This is a genomic window from Caballeronia zhejiangensis (assembly GCF_022879815.1).
Lineage (GTDB): Bacteria > Pseudomonadota > Gammaproteobacteria > Burkholderiales > Burkholderiaceae > Caballeronia > Caballeronia zhejiangensis.
In genome coordinates this window covers 1,128,914-1,141,808 of record NZ_CP084283.1, presented here as the reverse complement: position 1 = coordinate 1,141,808, position 12,895 = coordinate 1,128,914, and the positions used below count along the sequence as shown (strand labels likewise).

The following is a 12,895-nucleotide window of genomic DNA, read 5'->3' as shown; positions in this document are numbered from 1 at the left end:
TTTGTTTGTGGCAACGGTCGGTCTGGCGCTGGCGAGTAGCACTGCTGCAGCTGCTGGCGCGGCGGTCGCGCGGCTGCCGGGCGCGATGACGTTAGAGATCGTTGAACAGGCCGTCAGCTGCAAAGGGGCGCCCGTCGCAATCCTCCTAGACAAGCGGGGCCGCAAGAAAGACATGACTTGCGCCGTCGAGATTACTTCCGATGGCGTGCGCACCACATTCGCCGGGTACGGCAAGCCAGTTTTCTGGCACAAATCTCAGTTCACTACCGTCGACGCTGCGACGCTCGACTGACCCGCCTCCCTTCCAGACTCCAAGCCCGCTTCTGCGGGCTTTTTGCTTTCCAGCTCGCCTTGGCTCCAACCGCGGACCCAAGCAAACTTTATTAAACAAAATGTTTGACACTTGTTTAAACATGATGTTTAATGCATCCATGCGCTGAACGAAGCGCTCCGGGGATAAACCGGGAGCCCTGATCTCAGGGCACTGGGAAGCGATCAGTGCCTTGTACTCAGGGCTTCCTGTCCGGCAAGTGGACAGGAGATAGCAAATGAGTTGGCTGGCAAGCGATCTACTCGAGCTGAAGCGCCTTGCGCAAGGTGGCGCCGGCGCGCTCATCGAACATCTCCTGCGGGAATACGCAATCAACATCATCGCCCCGGGCGTCGCCGACGTTCGGGCCGGCGGATAAGGACAGGAAGATGGAACGCGTTCTTGAAGACAACGCCCTGCTTCGCGACATTACGCGGCTGCAGGACGTTGAAAGGATCTACAAGGCGATCGGCGTTGCCGGTCTTTACGGTGTCGCGATCGGCGCAGTGTGGTTCCTGTGCGTAGCCTTCCGCGCCGGGGTGTTGGCGTGAAGCTCTGGCAAATCTGGGGCATCACGTTTCTGGTCGCAGCGGCGTATCTCGCGATTTGCGCGGAGATCGATTATCGCGCCGCTCGTCTCGAACGCTGCACGGTCGTCCACTGCGCCTAAAGCGATCCCGTAAAGGCTCACCATGAACATCTATCAGATAGTAGTCCTTCTGTTTGTCGTGACGATGGTCGCGGCTATCGCGCTGGTGCGCGGCGCAGATGCCAGCGCTAAACGTCGCCTCGCCGAGCTTGAGCAACAGAAGAAGCGCATCCGCTGGCCGGCCGCCCACTGAATTCCTTGCCCGGCGGATAAACGGGCATTCCGCAGGCCTTCGGGCCAATAGTGAAACGGGGATGCCGCCCGTTAGGCGGCTTACTTGATCAACAACACGATCGGAGGATCGGATGAAGAAGGCTTTCACGCAGACGCTGATGGAGTTGCGCGGCGGTGCGGTCGTCGAAGAGGCGACGAACGAATTGAACACGCTCGTCGCGATGGTGCGCGACACCGGCAAGGCCGGAAAGATCACGATCACCGTCGAGGTCAAGCCGTTCGCAAAGGTACAGGACGCGCTCGAAGTTACCGGCAAGGTAGTCGCGACTCTGCCGCGCGAGAAGGAAAGCGCCGAAGTCTTTTTCCCGACCGTCGAAAACAACCTGTCGCGCCATAGCGAACGTCAGACCGAACTGCCGGGTATCTCGCTCGCCGACAGCACTTCCAGCGGCCGATCGGTCTCGTTCGGCTAATCGCTGCTCAATTCACCTCACCTTTACGACCAACAAGGAAAAGTCATGCTCGACAACTTCACCGGTGAGAAAGACGTCGCCGCCCTGCTCGCCGCCGGCGCCGCCCTCGCTGATCCCAAGAACAGCCCGCTGCCCGATGGCAAGCCGTACGTGATCGTGCCGGAGGGCTTCAAGACGCAGACGATCGACCAGGTGTTCGAAAGCCCCGCGCGCGCGGCCGGCACCGTGAAGTTGCGCGACGCCGCCAGCTTCATCGAGTACTTCAATCGCCAGAAGCGACCGGAGAGCCTGATTTACGCTTCGCTCGACCCGGCCCGCATCCTCGGCGTAATCGACGATCACCGCGCCTACGGTTCACTCCAAGACGAGCACGACGGCGCCAACTGGCGCGCGTATCGCGTCGAGTTTCCGGTTCCGGCCTCGCGCGAGTGGAAAACGTGGACTGGCAAGGATCGTCAGGCGATGTCGCAGTTGGAACTCGCCGAATTGATCGAAGACAACTTGCCGGACATCGTGAGCCCGGACGGCTCGACGATGCTCAGCGTCGCGCTGAACTTCGAAGCCAGCAAGGAAGGCAACTTCGTGTCGGCCGCTCGTCTGCAGGACGGCAGCACGAACTTCGTCTGGAAGGAAGACGTGAACGCGACCGGCAACAAGATCGCGATGCCGTCGCAGATCACGCTGAGCATTCCGGTATTTGAGAACGGCGCGCCCTATTCGATCGACGCACGCATCAAATATCGCATCAAGGATGGCATGCTGAAGATCTGGTACGAGCTGATCCGCCCGCACAAGGTTCTTGAGGTCGCGTTCCGCGCCATCTGGACGCAGATCGAAGAACAAACCTCCACCAAGATTCTGCTCGGCACGCCCGAGTAACCCCCTTACAAGCCCGCGTGCCGGCGCATAATCCGGCTGCCCGGCTTAGTGGCGGTGAGACCGCCTGGTGATTTTTACGGAACGCGACCATCAGCATCGGCGCTTAGCGAGGCGAAACGCCTAAAGTCGGCGCACCGAACCCGAATCGGCGAATTCGTGCCGGTCATAATTTTGCGAGTCGCGATTGTAACGATCAACTGAATGTTGACTTGCAGAGCTTGGACGTCGGCTTCGAACGAGCCGTCAGAACCGAAGATATCAGCGAGGCATTCGCTTGTAACTTGAATTCGATATGTCTTGTTGGCAAGTCGTTGATTGAAGAAGAGATCCCCATCCAAGCGCAACACGGGTAGCTGCGGTTTTTCGTTCATGAAAGGAACGTCCGAGGTTAGTTATGCAGACTTTGCAAGAAACTTACGCAAAACGTTCAATCAATCTTCAAGCCTTGCTAATCGGAGAGATCGGCGGATTCGATGGCGCAGAACAGGAAATCGCCTTGTGCCGGTTACCGTCTGAACAATCTAGCGCGCCGACGAGCGTAGACGGAACCCCGATCATAAGCATCCTTTTCGGTAGGAAATCTGATCTCACTGTCGTGACGAGCCTCGGTGACTTTAGGACCGGTCAAGTCGATGTCAACGACTGTAAAGGCGAAGCCGCCCGCCAGCAGCGGATGTACCACGACGTGGTACTCATGATTTCCGACCTTGATCAAGCGTGCCATGGCGATTCCAGCAGTAGGTAAATACACGGAAACTGATTGTGCGCTTTTCCGGAGGCGTAAGCCGAGAGATTGAAGAGCCGACGGGTATTTAGGAGTCGAAGACCGAAAAAGAGGCAAGCGTGAGCGAAAAAAACTTGTGGATGCTCAACATTGAGGGCCCGGATGACATTGTCGCCGCACCGTCCCGGGAAGATGCAGACGCAGCCGCCGCTGCGTTCAATGGCTACTGGGACGCGTATCTCGCGAAGCAGCGCGCGCAGTCCGCCGCTGACGGCCGCAATGCTGATCACTGTCCGACCTTCACTGCCGCCGTTGTCGAAGGGGAAGCACGCCGAAGCAGCACGCGTCGAATCTCAAGCGCTACTGGCCGGACTATGCGGAGTACCTCAAATTTGCGAAGGAAACGGGAGAGACGGAATGGGCGGCCTTCTATTTCAGCACTCGTCGCCCTTGCTTCCGAGCATAGGCCGAGCCGCCAGCGTATGCGTCATTTTCACTTTCATATCGAAGCGAACTTTCGAAATGGATCCGATCAACCTTCGGCCTCGTTCGATCGATTTCAACGCAAGCGTATGTGAATCCGCCGCCCACAAGCGGTTCAACCAACACGTGGAACTCCACTGTTCCAATTCTCAACAGTCGCGACATGCTCAACTCCGAAAAGATGATTCAGGCTGGTGCTGCATCAGCACTTCCATCGTTGACGCAACCATCGATGAACCTCTTCGCTTGCCGCTCGGCATATCTGAATCCAGCGTCGGGCGTAAGGAAATTAAGTTGCTCGGGAAGGCTTACGACGGGCGTAGCACGAGGGTCAGAGGAAAGGATCGACCAGGAGACAGCGTATCGAACCTGTTGGCCATCCAGTGACGGTGATTTGCTTGTGACGACGCGAACGTCGATGGTGTACCCGCGATATGGCACACACGATAGGTTTTCCATGCTTGCTCCTACACACCAGGAGCGGCATGCCAGACCACTATACGCGCTATATGAGATTCCCGTCGTTAAATCGCTTGGACACCCTAATGACCCGCCTACTCCCCACCTTCCAGGCGCTGCTCGACGCCCTCGAATCGGTCGGGCTCGCTCGGAAGCCGACGACACAGCAAATCCAAAGGCTCTGTGAGCGATTCGTGGAGATGGTCGAGGGAATCACCGGACAGCGCGTCACGGTCTGGATTGGCGAGATACCTATTGGGAGGTCGTCGTGCAACGACGCTTTTGGACAGACGAAGAAGTCGCGCAGCTAAAGCGCGAATACCCAGACCGGCAGACGGCCGATCTCGCGCGCGCATTCGGTTGCTCGATCGCACGAGTCTATGCGAAGGCTGCGGAACTCGGATTGCACAAGTCTGAAGCCTTTATGGATTCCGATCGGAGTGGACGAGTGCAACGCGGCAGGCAAGACCCGCGCATGGTAGCGACACGCTTCAAGAAGGGACAGACGTCGTGGAATAAAGGCGTCAAGGGCATATGCGGCACGCATCCCAACAGCCGCCGTACGCAGTTCAAAAAAGGCGCAATGCGCGGCGCCGCCCAGCACAACTATGTGCCGATCGGATCCGAACGAATCAGCAAGGACGGCTACCTCGAGCGCAAGGTCAACGACGATCATCCCGTGCCGGCGCGGCGTTGGATCGGCGTTCACCGGCTTGTCTGGGAAGCAGCGCACGGCCCGATCCCACCAGGTCACGTCGTCTGCTTTTTGCCCGGCAGGCGCACTGCCGACGCCGCGCACATCACGCTCGACGCGATCGAACTCGTCAGCCGCACCGAGCTCGCGCGACGCAATCACCCGGTGAGCCGCGATCCCGAACTGGCGAAGCTGGTTCAACTGAAAGGCGCGATCACGCGCCAGATCAACCGAATCGCCCGCGAGGCGAAGGAGAAACAGTCGTGAGCAACAACATCAGCACCGTTCGCCAGCATTTGCTGGACACCCTCGCGGATCTGCGCAATCGCGAAAACCCGATGGAAGTCGAGCGCGCCCGCGCGGTAGCCGACGTCGCGCGCGTCCTCGTCGACAGCGCGAAGGTCGAAGTCGAATTCATCAAGGCGTCTGGCGCGACCGGCTCCGACTTCATGCAGCCCGACGACGAGGAAAAGCAGGCGCAACTGCCGAACGGTATCACGGGCATTCGCCGGCACCAGATCAAATGAAGCCGCGCGCACTGCTCGACCGCGCTGCGGAAATCATTGAGCGCGAAGCAGAGGGAATCCGCGCCGCGCACGGCACCTTCGGCCGGTGGGACGACTGCAAAGAGGCGAAACGGGACCACGACGAGATGCTGCGCATCGCCGCCCAGCTGCGTCAGGCCGAAGCCTTCGCCGCCAAATGAGCGCGCACCTTCAAACAGACATGGTCGCGCCCGGCGCGCAGCGCTTGCAGATGACCGAGTCGCGTCCGCTTCGAGGTCACGGACGGTCCGGCCGACGAACTTCAGTGAGATCGTCATCGCCCATGCCTAAAGCCCAACGCAAGTCGCGAGCGAATTCGATGCAGGTGTTCTTCCACTCAGGCGTCCCGAAATCCACGTCGCGCGGATTCTTCTTCCCGCGTGCGCGCCTTATGGCTTCGATGCTGGCAGCCAGTGACCGAGCCTCCGCTCGTAGCAGATCGTCCTCAATCAGTCGTTGTTCTTGTTCCTTTTTCATGAATGCATTTTCGGCATTCGCTTCAAAAACTTTATGTGCGGAAAAGCGCTTATGCAGCGCAATCGGAGAACTCAGATGCAAGAACTGAAGCCGTGCCCGTTTTGCGGCGGAAAGCCGTTCCTCAAATACGGCGATGGAATTGTTGGAATTTCGTGCCCGCCGGATTCCGCATGCAACAAGGCAGGGCTGTGCGTCGCGTTTTCACCGGAGAAGGAAGCGACAGCAGTCACCGCGTGGAACTCCCGCGCCCTCGAATCCCGCGTATTGGCGGAGAGGAAGCCGAGCGCGAAAGATCAGGCGCGCCGCTTCGTGAGCGATTTCACGCGAGAGATGGGCTTCGCGATGAGCGACCATGCGCAAGAAGTGATGCTCAATCTGTTCCTGCGGCACGTCGCCCACCCCACGCCGGATGATGCAATCTCAGAATCCGAACTTTCAAAGTTGCTTCCCGGACCGTATTACATGGACCAGCCAGACGGCGGAAGCGTCACGCTTCTGGAACAGTTGCAGCGCATGGCAAAGGACGCTGCGCGGTATCGATGGCTGAAGGGTCAGAAAGACGAGTTCGACAAGATGGCCGGTGCCAGTTGCTACGGGACGAAGCTATCGAACAGGTTGTGGCAGGAGGAAGACTGGGACGCCGCCATCGACCGAGCAATGCAAGACAAGGAGAGCGGCCGTGACTGACGAAGAAATGTTGACGGTGATTGCGGCCGTCTGCGACTTCGACCGAGCAGGTGTCGAGCGGTGGCGCAGAGAGGCGCTGATCATCGGCCGCGCCGTTGAGCGAGCTGCGCTGGAGCGCGCCGCGCAGCTTTGCGACGAGAACATCGACCCGGCCGAAGCGGCTTTTGAAATCCGCGCCCTGATAGACGCTCAGAGCGGCGAGGAAGTTAGTGCAAGCGCGCCTTTGTGAGCACCGCGAATGGCGGTTCGACGATCGCGAGAAGCTCGTACAAGGGCAGCGGCGAGCGCATCTCGATCAGAGTCTCGAATGCAAATTGGTGCGCAGCCGTATGCGCGGGGTTGTAGTCGTCGTAGTAGCCAAACTTCAGTTCGATGATGCGTTCGGCGTCTTTATCGGCGGCTTCGAGGATGGTGTCGGCTTCGTCTTTAGTCATGCCCGCGTTATCGGCAGCCACAAACAGAACTTTAGGCAGTGAAATGCAGCATCAAATCGAAGAATTCATGCGCGTGAGCCGCGCGTATCTGGAGAGCCAGAATGCATAGCCGATTAATGGAATTGGCCGATCTGAAGCGAGTCACCGGAAAGACGCGCTATTCGAAGCAGGCGGAGTGGTTCAAGCAGACGTTCGGCGTCGACGTGCCGCGCGACGGAAACGGTGCCATCGTGATGACTTGGCAGACGTTCGAGGCGCTCAGCGCGAAGCGCGCCGGCGTCGGCGGCGATTTAGCGGCCGCTGCAGCAAAACCGCGCGTCTATCCCCTTCGCAAGGCCGCAGCATGAACGCGCGCCGCCGCGACCGCATCGACGGCCTGCCGAATCGTGTCTACGAAAAGTCAGGCTCGTTCTACTGGGTGCGGAAGGACAACAAGTGGCTGAAGCTCTGTCGCGTCGACGAGGGCGAGCGGCGCATGCTCGAGCGACTCATCGAAGAGAAGCGCAAGTTCGAGCCGTCTATCGGTTCGGGCAACATGCCGCGCCTCGTCAACGAGTACATGGACAAGACCGAGGGCAAGTACGCCGAGTCGTTCCGCGACGAGTGGAAGCGCCGCGGCGAAGGCGTGCGCAGCTACTTCCGCGACTGGGATGTGCAGCAGCTCGACGCGGCCGCCGTGGAAGAATTTTTGACGACGAACTGGCCGAACAAGCTGCCGACGCAGCGCGCGATGAAAGCATGGCTCTCGAAGTTTTGCGGCTGGGCTGTGCGCAAGCGCGAGATCGCGGTGAATCCCTGCCGCGAAGTCGAAGTGAAGAAGCCGAAGACCCGGAAGGTCTATATCCCGGACGCCGCATTTCTCGCGATCCGCGATGCGCTCATGCTCTCTAAGCCTCACCCGAACACCGGCAAGCGTGCGACCGTCCCGACCGGCCCGATGATGCAGTGCTTCATCGACCTCTGCTATCTCACCGCGCAACGTTCAACCGAGATCCGAAATCTGCGGTGGTCCGTCGACGAAGGCAATCCGTTTGGCTGCAGCTACGTTGACCGGGCGAACGGCGTCATCCACTTCGTGCCGTCGAAGACAGAGGATTCCAGCGGTGAGATGGTCGATTGGCCGATCACGCCCGAAATCGACGCCGTGCTCCAGCGCGCGAAGCTGCTCGAACCCACGTTTGGGCAGACGTATGTGATTCGAGACAAGCGCGGCAACGCGAAGACAGACCAATCCGTGCGCGATGCATGGGAAGGGGCAATGGAGCGCGTCGGGCTCGCGAAAGCGCCGTACACGATCAAGGACATCCGCGCGAAAGCGATCACCGACGCGAAGAAAGCCGGGTATGACATCGACGCCCTTCAGACCGCCGCCGCGCACACAGATCGATCGACGACCGAGGGTTACATCAAGCAACGCGAAGTGCCTGTTTCGACTATCCGCCTAGCCCTTCCCGCTGCAAAATCCGCCTGAAATCTTTCTAATATTTTGTGGCTGACTAGCCGCAGAGCCGCGCCAGAGCTTGCTCATTTGTTGGGCAATCCCTTAGAAAGCTGGTTTGCAACCGATTGAGCGTAAAGCGATAAATAGTCTTAACTTTGCTGCATGGGGTGCAGGTGGTCGGAGGTTCAAATCCTCTCGCCCCGACCAGAAATTGAAGGCTCTCCGGCTTCTGCCGGAGAGCCTTTTTTCTTGGCCCCTCGCGGGTCATCGATGACGCATCGCCCGCGTTTCTCCAAGGGCGTGCGCAGCTCGACTACCACCTCGCCGATGCAATGCTTAAAGTCGGCGCCGATGAAGAAGCGCTGACCAAAACGGCCGCGACGATGGGCATGACCGTCTGAAGCCATTCGTCATGGACGACACGCGCGCAAAAACGCGGCGCCGTCCGCCAATATTCAGACGTAAAAGCCCAAAAAACACTTGTGTGTCAGTAATTTAAGCCCTAATCTTAAGGTGACACATAAGGAACGGCGCCCCATGCCTTTGTCTGTCCCAGCGTCCGCCAGAGCGCGGCGCAGCCGATGCGGCCAAACCTGCTCCGCCCTGCGCGCGGAAGTCGCGAGATGGTTCGGTCCGGGAAGCGGCGCGCGCGTCACGCGCTTCGGGCGCATCTATCCCGGCGGCAGCCGCTATGTCTCCGTTCGCGCGTCGAGACCAGGCCGATGCTTCGCGCTTTACTTCTTCCACCATGGCGTCGATGACTGGCGCATCTATCCGCCATGGGGCGTCGGACCGAGCATCGTCTATTGGTCGGTCAAGACCAAGTTGCCGGCCACGCAAGCAGCCGGTCCGAAAAAACGCTTCCGCGTAGGCGTCAAGCCTTAACCGCGGGCAGGGCCTGTCCGGTCATCGACTCCTCGACGGCGGCTGGTACACCTTCGCTACATCGGCGGCCACGATGCCTTGCGACGCATCCGGTAATTACAGCGTGGGACGGACAAAAAAAATGCCGCGAGAACTCGCGGCATCGGGACTTTGAATCGGACGGCGTTCATCCGCCGAGAAGATCGATCACCTGAAGAATATCCTTGCGCAACTGCTCGACATCGACGCCCGGTTGAGCCTGCGCCGACACTTGCGTCTCGGCCATGTCCGCATCGTCGTCGATTGCACGTCCCTGCGAATCGAGCCGGTTACGCGCACCGTTGATCGTGAAGCCCTGCTCGTACAGCAACTCGCGGATGCGCCGGATCAACAAGACTTCGTGATGCTGATAGTAGCGGCGATTGCCACGCCGCTTCACCGGCCTCAGCTGCGTGAACTCCTGCTCCCAATAGCGCAGCACGTGAGGCTTGACGCCGCACAACTCGCTGACTTCGCCAATCGTGAAGTATCGCTTGGCGGGGATCGGAGGCAAGACGACTTTTTCCATCGTCGATCAACCATCGTTATAAGTGATGTCGATTGAAGCACGGTGGCCAAGCAACGCGACGCGCGAGTCATTCGCGCGCCACCGGGAAATCAGCGAGTGAGATCGGTCTCCGCTCCCGTTTCGACCAGCGCCTTCAGCTTCTGACTTGCATGAAACGTGACGACCCGCCGCGCGGCGATAGGAATGGCCTCGCCCGTCTTCGGATTGCGGCCGGGACGCTGAGGCTTGTCGCGCAACTGGAAATTGCCGAAGCCGGAAAGCTTGACGCTCTCGCCGCTCTCCAGCGCATCGCGGATGACTTCGAAGAAGGCTTCGACCATGTCCTTGGCTTCGCGCTTGTTCAGACCGACATGGTCGAACAGCATCTCCGCCAACTCGGCTTTGGTGAGCGTCGGCGTATCGCCGGGCGCGCTCGAGGTCGGAATATCTCGGGTCATGGCGCTACGCTGCGCCGAAAGAAGGGCTTCGAAATCACTCGAGTTCATTTGGTTCATATCGGTAAAACGGCGCTTGCCATATTTAAGACTTGGCGATTAAGACGGAAAGGGCCAACTGAAGGCTATCCGCGCAACCGCGCGCCGTGTACTCGAGCCAGGCGATCCACCAGCGTTTTGATAGCCGTATCGACCGTTTCGTCCTGAAGCGTGCCGCCAGTATCTTGCAACGTTACACGGAAGGCAAGACTTTTCTCATGCGCTCCCAAGCCACCGGAAGTATTTGATTTTGGACGAAATTCATCGAAAAGGGCAACCTTCGTGACGTACCTGCACGCCGCTTCCGCGCGCGCGCTTTCGAGCTCGTCGAGCAGCGCCTGAACCGCCACGTTTTGATCCACGACAATCGCGATATCGCGACGCACCGGCGGAAATTTCGACACTTCGGACGGCGCCGGCAATGCGCGATCCATCAACGCGTCGGCGTCGATTTCGAAGAGGATCGGCGCGTTCGGCAGGTCGTACTTTTGCAGCCAGCGCGGATGCAGTTCGCCGATCCAGCCGACCGCGCGCCCCGCCACCTCGATGCGCGCGCTGCGTCCCGGATGCAACGCCGGATGCTCCGCCTTAACGAAGCGCGGCACGACGGGCGCGAAGAGCGCTTCGACATCGCCCTTCACGTCGAAGAAGTCGACGTTGCGCGTGGCCACGCCCCACTGTTCCTCGACCACCGGACCATACGCGAGCCCGCCGATCATCTTCGGTTGCGCGAAGCCTTCGACCGTCAGTTCGCCCGCTTTAACCGTTGCGTCGCGATGGAACACGCGCCCCGCTTCGAACACGCGCACGCGGTCTGCGCGGCGATTCAGGTTATGACGCAGCACTTCGATGAGGCTGCCGAACATGGTCGAACGCATGACCGAGAGCTGGCTCGCGATCGGGTTCAGCAGCTTGATCGGATTATCGTTGCCGGCGAAGTCCTTCTCCCACTCGGCATCGACGAAGCTGAAGTTCACCGTCTCCGAGTAGTCGCGCGCGGCGACTTCGTGGCGCAGCGTATGGATCGAGCGCTTCGTTTCGTTCGTGATGCGCATCTCGCTGCGCGCGACCGGCGGGCGCGCCGGAATCTTCTCGAAACCGTAGATGCGCGCGACTTCCTCGATCAGGTCTTCCTCGATCTCGATATCGAAGCGATACGGCGGCGGCGTGACCTTGAAGGTGTCGCCGTCGCGCTCGAACGCGAGGTTCAGACGCGTGAAGATCTGTGCGATCTCTTCCGCGCCGATCTCTACGCCGATGATCCGATGCGCGCGCGACACGCGCATCGACACCGGATTGCGATCCGGCACGTTGACGATCTGATCGTCGACCGGACCCGCTTCGCCGCCGCAGATGTCGAGGATCAGGCGCGAGATGCGTTCGATATGCTCGACGGTCGTCGAATAATCGACGCCGCGCTCGAAGCGATGCGCCGCATCGGTCGAGAAGTTGTACTTGCGCGCGCGGCCGCGGATCGCGTCCGGCCACCAGAACGCGGCTTCGAGATAGATGTTGGTGGTGTCGAGCGAGACGGCCGTGCTGTCGCCGCCCATGATGCCCGCGAGACTTTCGACGTGACGATCGTCGGCGATCACGCCGACGGTTTCATCGAGCTCGACGGTGTTGCCGTTCAGGAGCTTCAGCGACTCGCCCTTCTTGCCCCAGCGCACTTCGATCCCGCCGTGAATCTTATCGAGATCGAACACGTGCGTCGGACGGCCGAGTTCGAGCATCACGTAATTGGAGATGTCGACGAGCGCGGAGATGCTGCGCTGGCCCGCACGTTCCAGACGCTCGACCATCCATTGCGGCGTCTTCGCGCGGGCGTTCACGCCGCGAATCACGCGGCCCGAGAAGCGCCCGCACAGATCGGGCGCGAGCACCTTGACCGGCAGCTTTTCGTCGAGCTTCGTTTCGACGGCCGGCATGTCCGGTTGCTTGAGCGGCGCGCCGGTGATCGCGGCCGTCTCGCGCGCAACGCCGAACACCGACAGGCAGTCTGCCTTGTTCGGCGTGAGCTTGATTTCGAAGACGGTGTCGTCGAGGTTGAGCGCCTCGCGAATGTCCTGGCCGACCTTGGCATCGGTCGGCAGGATCAAGAGACCGCTGTGATCTTCCGACAGCTTGAGCTCACGTGCGGAGCACAGCATGCCTTGACTGTCGACGCCGCGCAGCTTCGTCGGCTTGATCGCGAAGGGCTCGCCGCCCGCTTCGGCCGGCGGCAGCACGGCGCCGATCAGCGCGACCGGCACCTTGATGCCCGGCGACACGTTCGGCGCGCCGCACACGATATTGAGCGTCTCACCCGTGCCCGCATCGACCTGACAGACGTTGAGCTTGTCGGCGTTCGGATGCTTGGCGACTTCGAGCACTTGGCCCACGACGATCTTCGTGGTCGGCGGCGCGACCGGGCGCAGGTCTTCGACTTCGAGGCCGGCCATCGTCAGCGCGTGCGCGAGTTCGTCGGTGGAGAGCTTGGGATCGACGAAACTGCGGAGCCAGGATTCTGGGAATTGCATGTGTGTCTACGTTCGAAATGTTTGGAGTCTCACGATCGCCGC

At 60.1% G+C, this 12,895-nt stretch carries 22 protein-coding genes; 16 read left to right on the top strand and 6 right to left on the bottom strand.

Annotated features, from left to right (window positions below):
* The first annotated feature begins 1 nt into the window (after nt 1).
* The 7 genes from LDZ23_RS05410 (at nt 2) to LDZ23_RS05385 (ending at nt 2,485) form a co-directional block, all read left to right on the top strand.
* Complete coding sequence (locus LDZ23_RS05410) at nt 2-292, top strand: hypothetical protein (RefSeq protein ID WP_244807957.1); 291 nt, start codon at nt 2-4, stop codon at nt 290-292.
* Nucleotides 293-548: 256 nt separating this feature from the next.
* Nucleotides 549-689 (top strand): hypothetical protein, encoded by a 141-nt coding sequence (locus LDZ23_RS05405; protein ID WP_244807956.1) that lies wholly within the window; start codon nt 549-551, stop codon nt 687-689.
* Nucleotides 690-699: 10 nt separating this feature from the next.
* Nucleotides 700-861 carry a hypothetical protein gene (locus LDZ23_RS05400; protein WP_167561873.1) on the top strand — a complete coding sequence of 54 codons (162 nt, stop codon included), beginning with the start codon at nt 700-702 and terminating at the stop codon, nt 859-861.
* Nucleotides 858-980, top strand: a complete 123-nt coding sequence (locus LDZ23_RS34835; protein WP_277621804.1) for a hypothetical protein — start codon at nt 858-860, stop codon at nt 978-980. Before LDZ23_RS05400 ends, LDZ23_RS34835 begins: the two co-directional genes overlap by 4 nt.
* A gap of 22 nt (nt 981-1,002) precedes the next feature.
* The gene (locus LDZ23_RS05395) at nt 1,003-1,152 is read left to right on the top strand and encodes a hypothetical protein (protein ID WP_244807955.1); all 150 of its coding nucleotides are present in this window, start codon (nt 1,003-1,005) and stop codon (nt 1,150-1,152) included.
* Nucleotides 1,153-1,264: 112 nt separating this feature from the next.
* Nucleotides 1,265-1,606: a YfdP family phage-associated protein gene (locus tag LDZ23_RS05390; RefSeq protein WP_244807954.1), complete on the top strand. Its 342-nt coding sequence runs from the start codon at nt 1,265-1,267 to the stop codon at nt 1,604-1,606.
* A gap of 45 nt (nt 1,607-1,651) precedes the next feature.
* A complete protein-coding gene (locus LDZ23_RS05385) occupies nt 1,652-2,485 on the top strand; it encodes a YfdQ family protein (protein ID WP_244807953.1) in 834 nt (277 codons plus the stop codon).
* 74 nt (nt 2,486-2,559) lie between these two features.
* On the opposite strand, the gene LDZ23_RS05380 is transcribed toward LDZ23_RS05385, so the two are convergent.
* Nucleotides 2,560-2,856: a hypothetical protein gene (locus tag LDZ23_RS05380; RefSeq protein ID WP_244807952.1), complete on the bottom strand. Its 297-nt coding sequence runs from the start codon at nt 2,854-2,856 to the stop codon at nt 2,560-2,562.
* 23 nt (nt 2,857-2,879) lie between these two features.
* Here LDZ23_RS05380 and LDZ23_RS05375 point away from each other — a divergent pair, with 23 nt between their 5' ends.
* From LDZ23_RS05375 to LDZ23_RS05360, 4 genes are all read left to right on the top strand, one after another.
* Entirely contained in the window at nt 2,880-3,230 is a 351-nt protein-coding gene (locus tag LDZ23_RS05375) for a hypothetical protein (RefSeq protein ID WP_244807951.1), read from the top strand.
* A gap of 1,324 nt (nt 3,231-4,554) precedes the next feature.
* On the top strand, nt 4,555-5,112 hold the full coding sequence (locus tag LDZ23_RS05370; RefSeq protein ID WP_244807950.1) for an HNH endonuclease: 558 nt from the start codon (nt 4,555-4,557) through the stop codon (nt 5,110-5,112).
* Nucleotides 5,109-5,372: a hypothetical protein gene (locus LDZ23_RS05365; RefSeq protein ID WP_244807949.1), complete on the top strand. Its 264-nt coding sequence runs from the start codon at nt 5,109-5,111 to the stop codon at nt 5,370-5,372. The genes LDZ23_RS05370 and LDZ23_RS05365 overlap by 4 nt, the downstream gene beginning before the upstream one ends.
* Nucleotides 5,369-5,551, top strand: coding sequence for a hypothetical protein (locus LDZ23_RS05360; protein ID WP_244807948.1), 183 nt, complete (start codon nt 5,369-5,371; stop codon nt 5,549-5,551). Before LDZ23_RS05365 ends, LDZ23_RS05360 begins: the two co-directional genes overlap by 4 nt.
* Before the next feature lie 76 nt (nt 5,552-5,627).
* Here LDZ23_RS05360 and LDZ23_RS05355 read toward each other — a convergent pair whose 3' ends face one another.
* Nucleotides 5,628-5,948: a hypothetical protein gene (locus tag LDZ23_RS05355; RefSeq protein WP_244807947.1), complete on the bottom strand. Its 321-nt coding sequence runs from the start codon at nt 5,946-5,948 to the stop codon at nt 5,628-5,630.
* Between LDZ23_RS05355 and LDZ23_RS05350 the strand changes: the two genes are divergently transcribed.
* Nucleotides 5,943-6,554 (top strand): Lar family restriction alleviation protein, encoded by a 612-nt coding sequence (locus tag LDZ23_RS05350; RefSeq protein WP_244807946.1) that lies wholly within the window; start codon nt 5,943-5,945, stop codon nt 6,552-6,554. The two genes, LDZ23_RS05355 and LDZ23_RS05350, sit on opposite strands and share 6 nt — an antisense overlap.
* A complete protein-coding gene (locus LDZ23_RS05345) occupies nt 6,547-6,783 on the top strand; it encodes a hypothetical protein (RefSeq protein WP_244807945.1) in 237 nt (78 codons plus the stop codon). Before LDZ23_RS05350 ends, LDZ23_RS05345 begins: the two co-directional genes overlap by 8 nt.
* On the opposite strand, the gene LDZ23_RS05340 is transcribed toward LDZ23_RS05345, so the two are convergent.
* Nucleotides 6,761-6,988 carry a hypothetical protein gene (locus tag LDZ23_RS05340; RefSeq protein WP_244807944.1) on the bottom strand — a complete coding sequence of 76 codons (228 nt, stop codon included), beginning with the start codon at nt 6,986-6,988 and terminating at the stop codon, nt 6,761-6,763. The genes LDZ23_RS05345 and LDZ23_RS05340 overlap by 23 nt on opposite strands.
* Nucleotides 6,989-7,104: 116 nt before the next feature.
* Here LDZ23_RS05340 and LDZ23_RS05335 point away from each other — a divergent pair, with 116 nt between their 5' ends.
* The 3 genes from LDZ23_RS05335 (at nt 7,105) to LDZ23_RS05325 (ending at nt 9,314) form a co-directional block, all read left to right on the top strand.
* A complete protein-coding gene (locus tag LDZ23_RS05335; RefSeq protein WP_244807943.1) occupies nt 7,105-7,335 on the top strand; it encodes a DUF4224 domain-containing protein in 231 nt (76 codons plus the stop codon).
* Nucleotides 7,332-8,459: a tyrosine-type recombinase/integrase gene (locus LDZ23_RS05330; protein WP_244807942.1), complete on the top strand. Its 1,128-nt coding sequence runs from the start codon at nt 7,332-7,334 to the stop codon at nt 8,457-8,459. Before LDZ23_RS05335 ends, LDZ23_RS05330 begins: the two co-directional genes overlap by 4 nt.
* Before the next feature lie 507 nt (nt 8,460-8,966).
* A complete protein-coding gene (locus tag LDZ23_RS05325) occupies nt 8,967-9,314 on the top strand; it encodes a hypothetical protein (protein ID WP_244807941.1) in 348 nt (115 codons plus the stop codon).
* Between the two features lie 166 nt (nt 9,315-9,480).
* On the opposite strand, the gene LDZ23_RS05320 is transcribed toward LDZ23_RS05325, so the two are convergent.
* The 3 genes from LDZ23_RS05320 to pheT form a co-directional block, all read right to left on the bottom strand.
* Nucleotides 9,481-9,861, bottom strand: a complete 381-nt coding sequence (locus LDZ23_RS05320; protein WP_008350188.1) for a MerR family transcriptional regulator — start codon at nt 9,859-9,861, stop codon at nt 9,481-9,483.
* Between the two features lie 89 nt (nt 9,862-9,950).
* A complete protein-coding gene (locus LDZ23_RS05315) occupies nt 9,951-10,355 on the bottom strand; it encodes an integration host factor subunit alpha (RefSeq protein WP_008350190.1) in 405 nt (134 codons plus the stop codon).
* Nucleotides 10,356-10,420: 65 nt separating this feature from the next.
* Nucleotides 10,421-12,853, bottom strand: a complete 2,433-nt coding sequence (gene pheT / locus LDZ23_RS05310; RefSeq protein ID WP_244807940.1) for a phenylalanine--tRNA ligase subunit beta — start codon at nt 12,851-12,853, stop codon at nt 10,421-10,423.
* Nucleotides 12,854-12,895 lie beyond the last annotated feature (42 nt).

Bases quoted from the DNA above. Each gene is read 5' to 3' on its own strand.
- LDZ23_RS05390 (WP_244807954.1), top strand. From the start codon at position 1,265: ATGAAGAAGGCTTTCACGCAGACGCTGATGGAGTTGCGCGGCGGTGCG.
- LDZ23_RS05340 (WP_244807944.1), bottom strand. From the start codon at position 6,988: ATGACTAAAGACGAAGCCGACACCATCCTCGAAGCCGCCGATAAAGAC.
- LDZ23_RS05360 (WP_244807948.1), top strand. From the start codon at position 5,369: ATGAAGCCGCGCGCACTGCTCGACCGCGCTGCGGAAATCATTGAGCGC.
- LDZ23_RS05315 (WP_008350190.1), bottom strand. From the start codon at position 10,355: ATGAACCAAATGAACTCGAGTGATTTCGAAGCCCTTCTTTCGGCGCAG.
- LDZ23_RS05350 (WP_244807946.1), top strand. From the start codon at position 5,943: ATGCAAGAACTGAAGCCGTGCCCGTTTTGCGGCGGAAAGCCGTTCCTC.
- LDZ23_RS05375 (WP_244807951.1), top strand. From the start codon at position 2,880: ATGCAGACTTTGCAAGAAACTTACGCAAAACGTTCAATCAATCTTCAA.
- LDZ23_RS05335 (WP_244807943.1), top strand. From the start codon at position 7,105: ATGGAATTGGCCGATCTGAAGCGAGTCACCGGAAAGACGCGCTATTCG.
- LDZ23_RS05325 (WP_244807941.1), top strand. From the start codon at position 8,967: ATGCCTTTGTCTGTCCCAGCGTCCGCCAGAGCGCGGCGCAGCCGATGC.
- LDZ23_RS05320 (WP_008350188.1), bottom strand. From the start codon at position 9,861: ATGGAAAAAGTCGTCTTGCCTCCGATCCCCGCCAAGCGATACTTCACG.
- pheT (WP_244807940.1), bottom strand. From the start codon at position 12,853: ATGCAATTCCCAGAATCCTGGCTCCGCAGTTTCGTCGATCCCAAGCTC.
- LDZ23_RS05395 (WP_244807955.1), top strand. From the start codon at position 1,003: ATGAACATCTATCAGATAGTAGTCCTTCTGTTTGTCGTGACGATGGTC.
- LDZ23_RS05405 (WP_244807956.1), top strand. From the start codon at position 549: ATGAGTTGGCTGGCAAGCGATCTACTCGAGCTGAAGCGCCTTGCGCAA.
- LDZ23_RS05400 (WP_167561873.1), top strand. From the start codon at position 700: ATGGAACGCGTTCTTGAAGACAACGCCCTGCTTCGCGACATTACGCGG.
- LDZ23_RS05385 (WP_244807953.1), top strand. From the start codon at position 1,652: ATGCTCGACAACTTCACCGGTGAGAAAGACGTCGCCGCCCTGCTCGCC.
- LDZ23_RS05380 (WP_244807952.1), bottom strand. From the start codon at position 2,856: ATGAACGAAAAACCGCAGCTACCCGTGTTGCGCTTGGATGGGGATCTC.
- LDZ23_RS05330 (WP_244807942.1), top strand. From the start codon at position 7,332: ATGAACGCGCGCCGCCGCGACCGCATCGACGGCCTGCCGAATCGTGTC.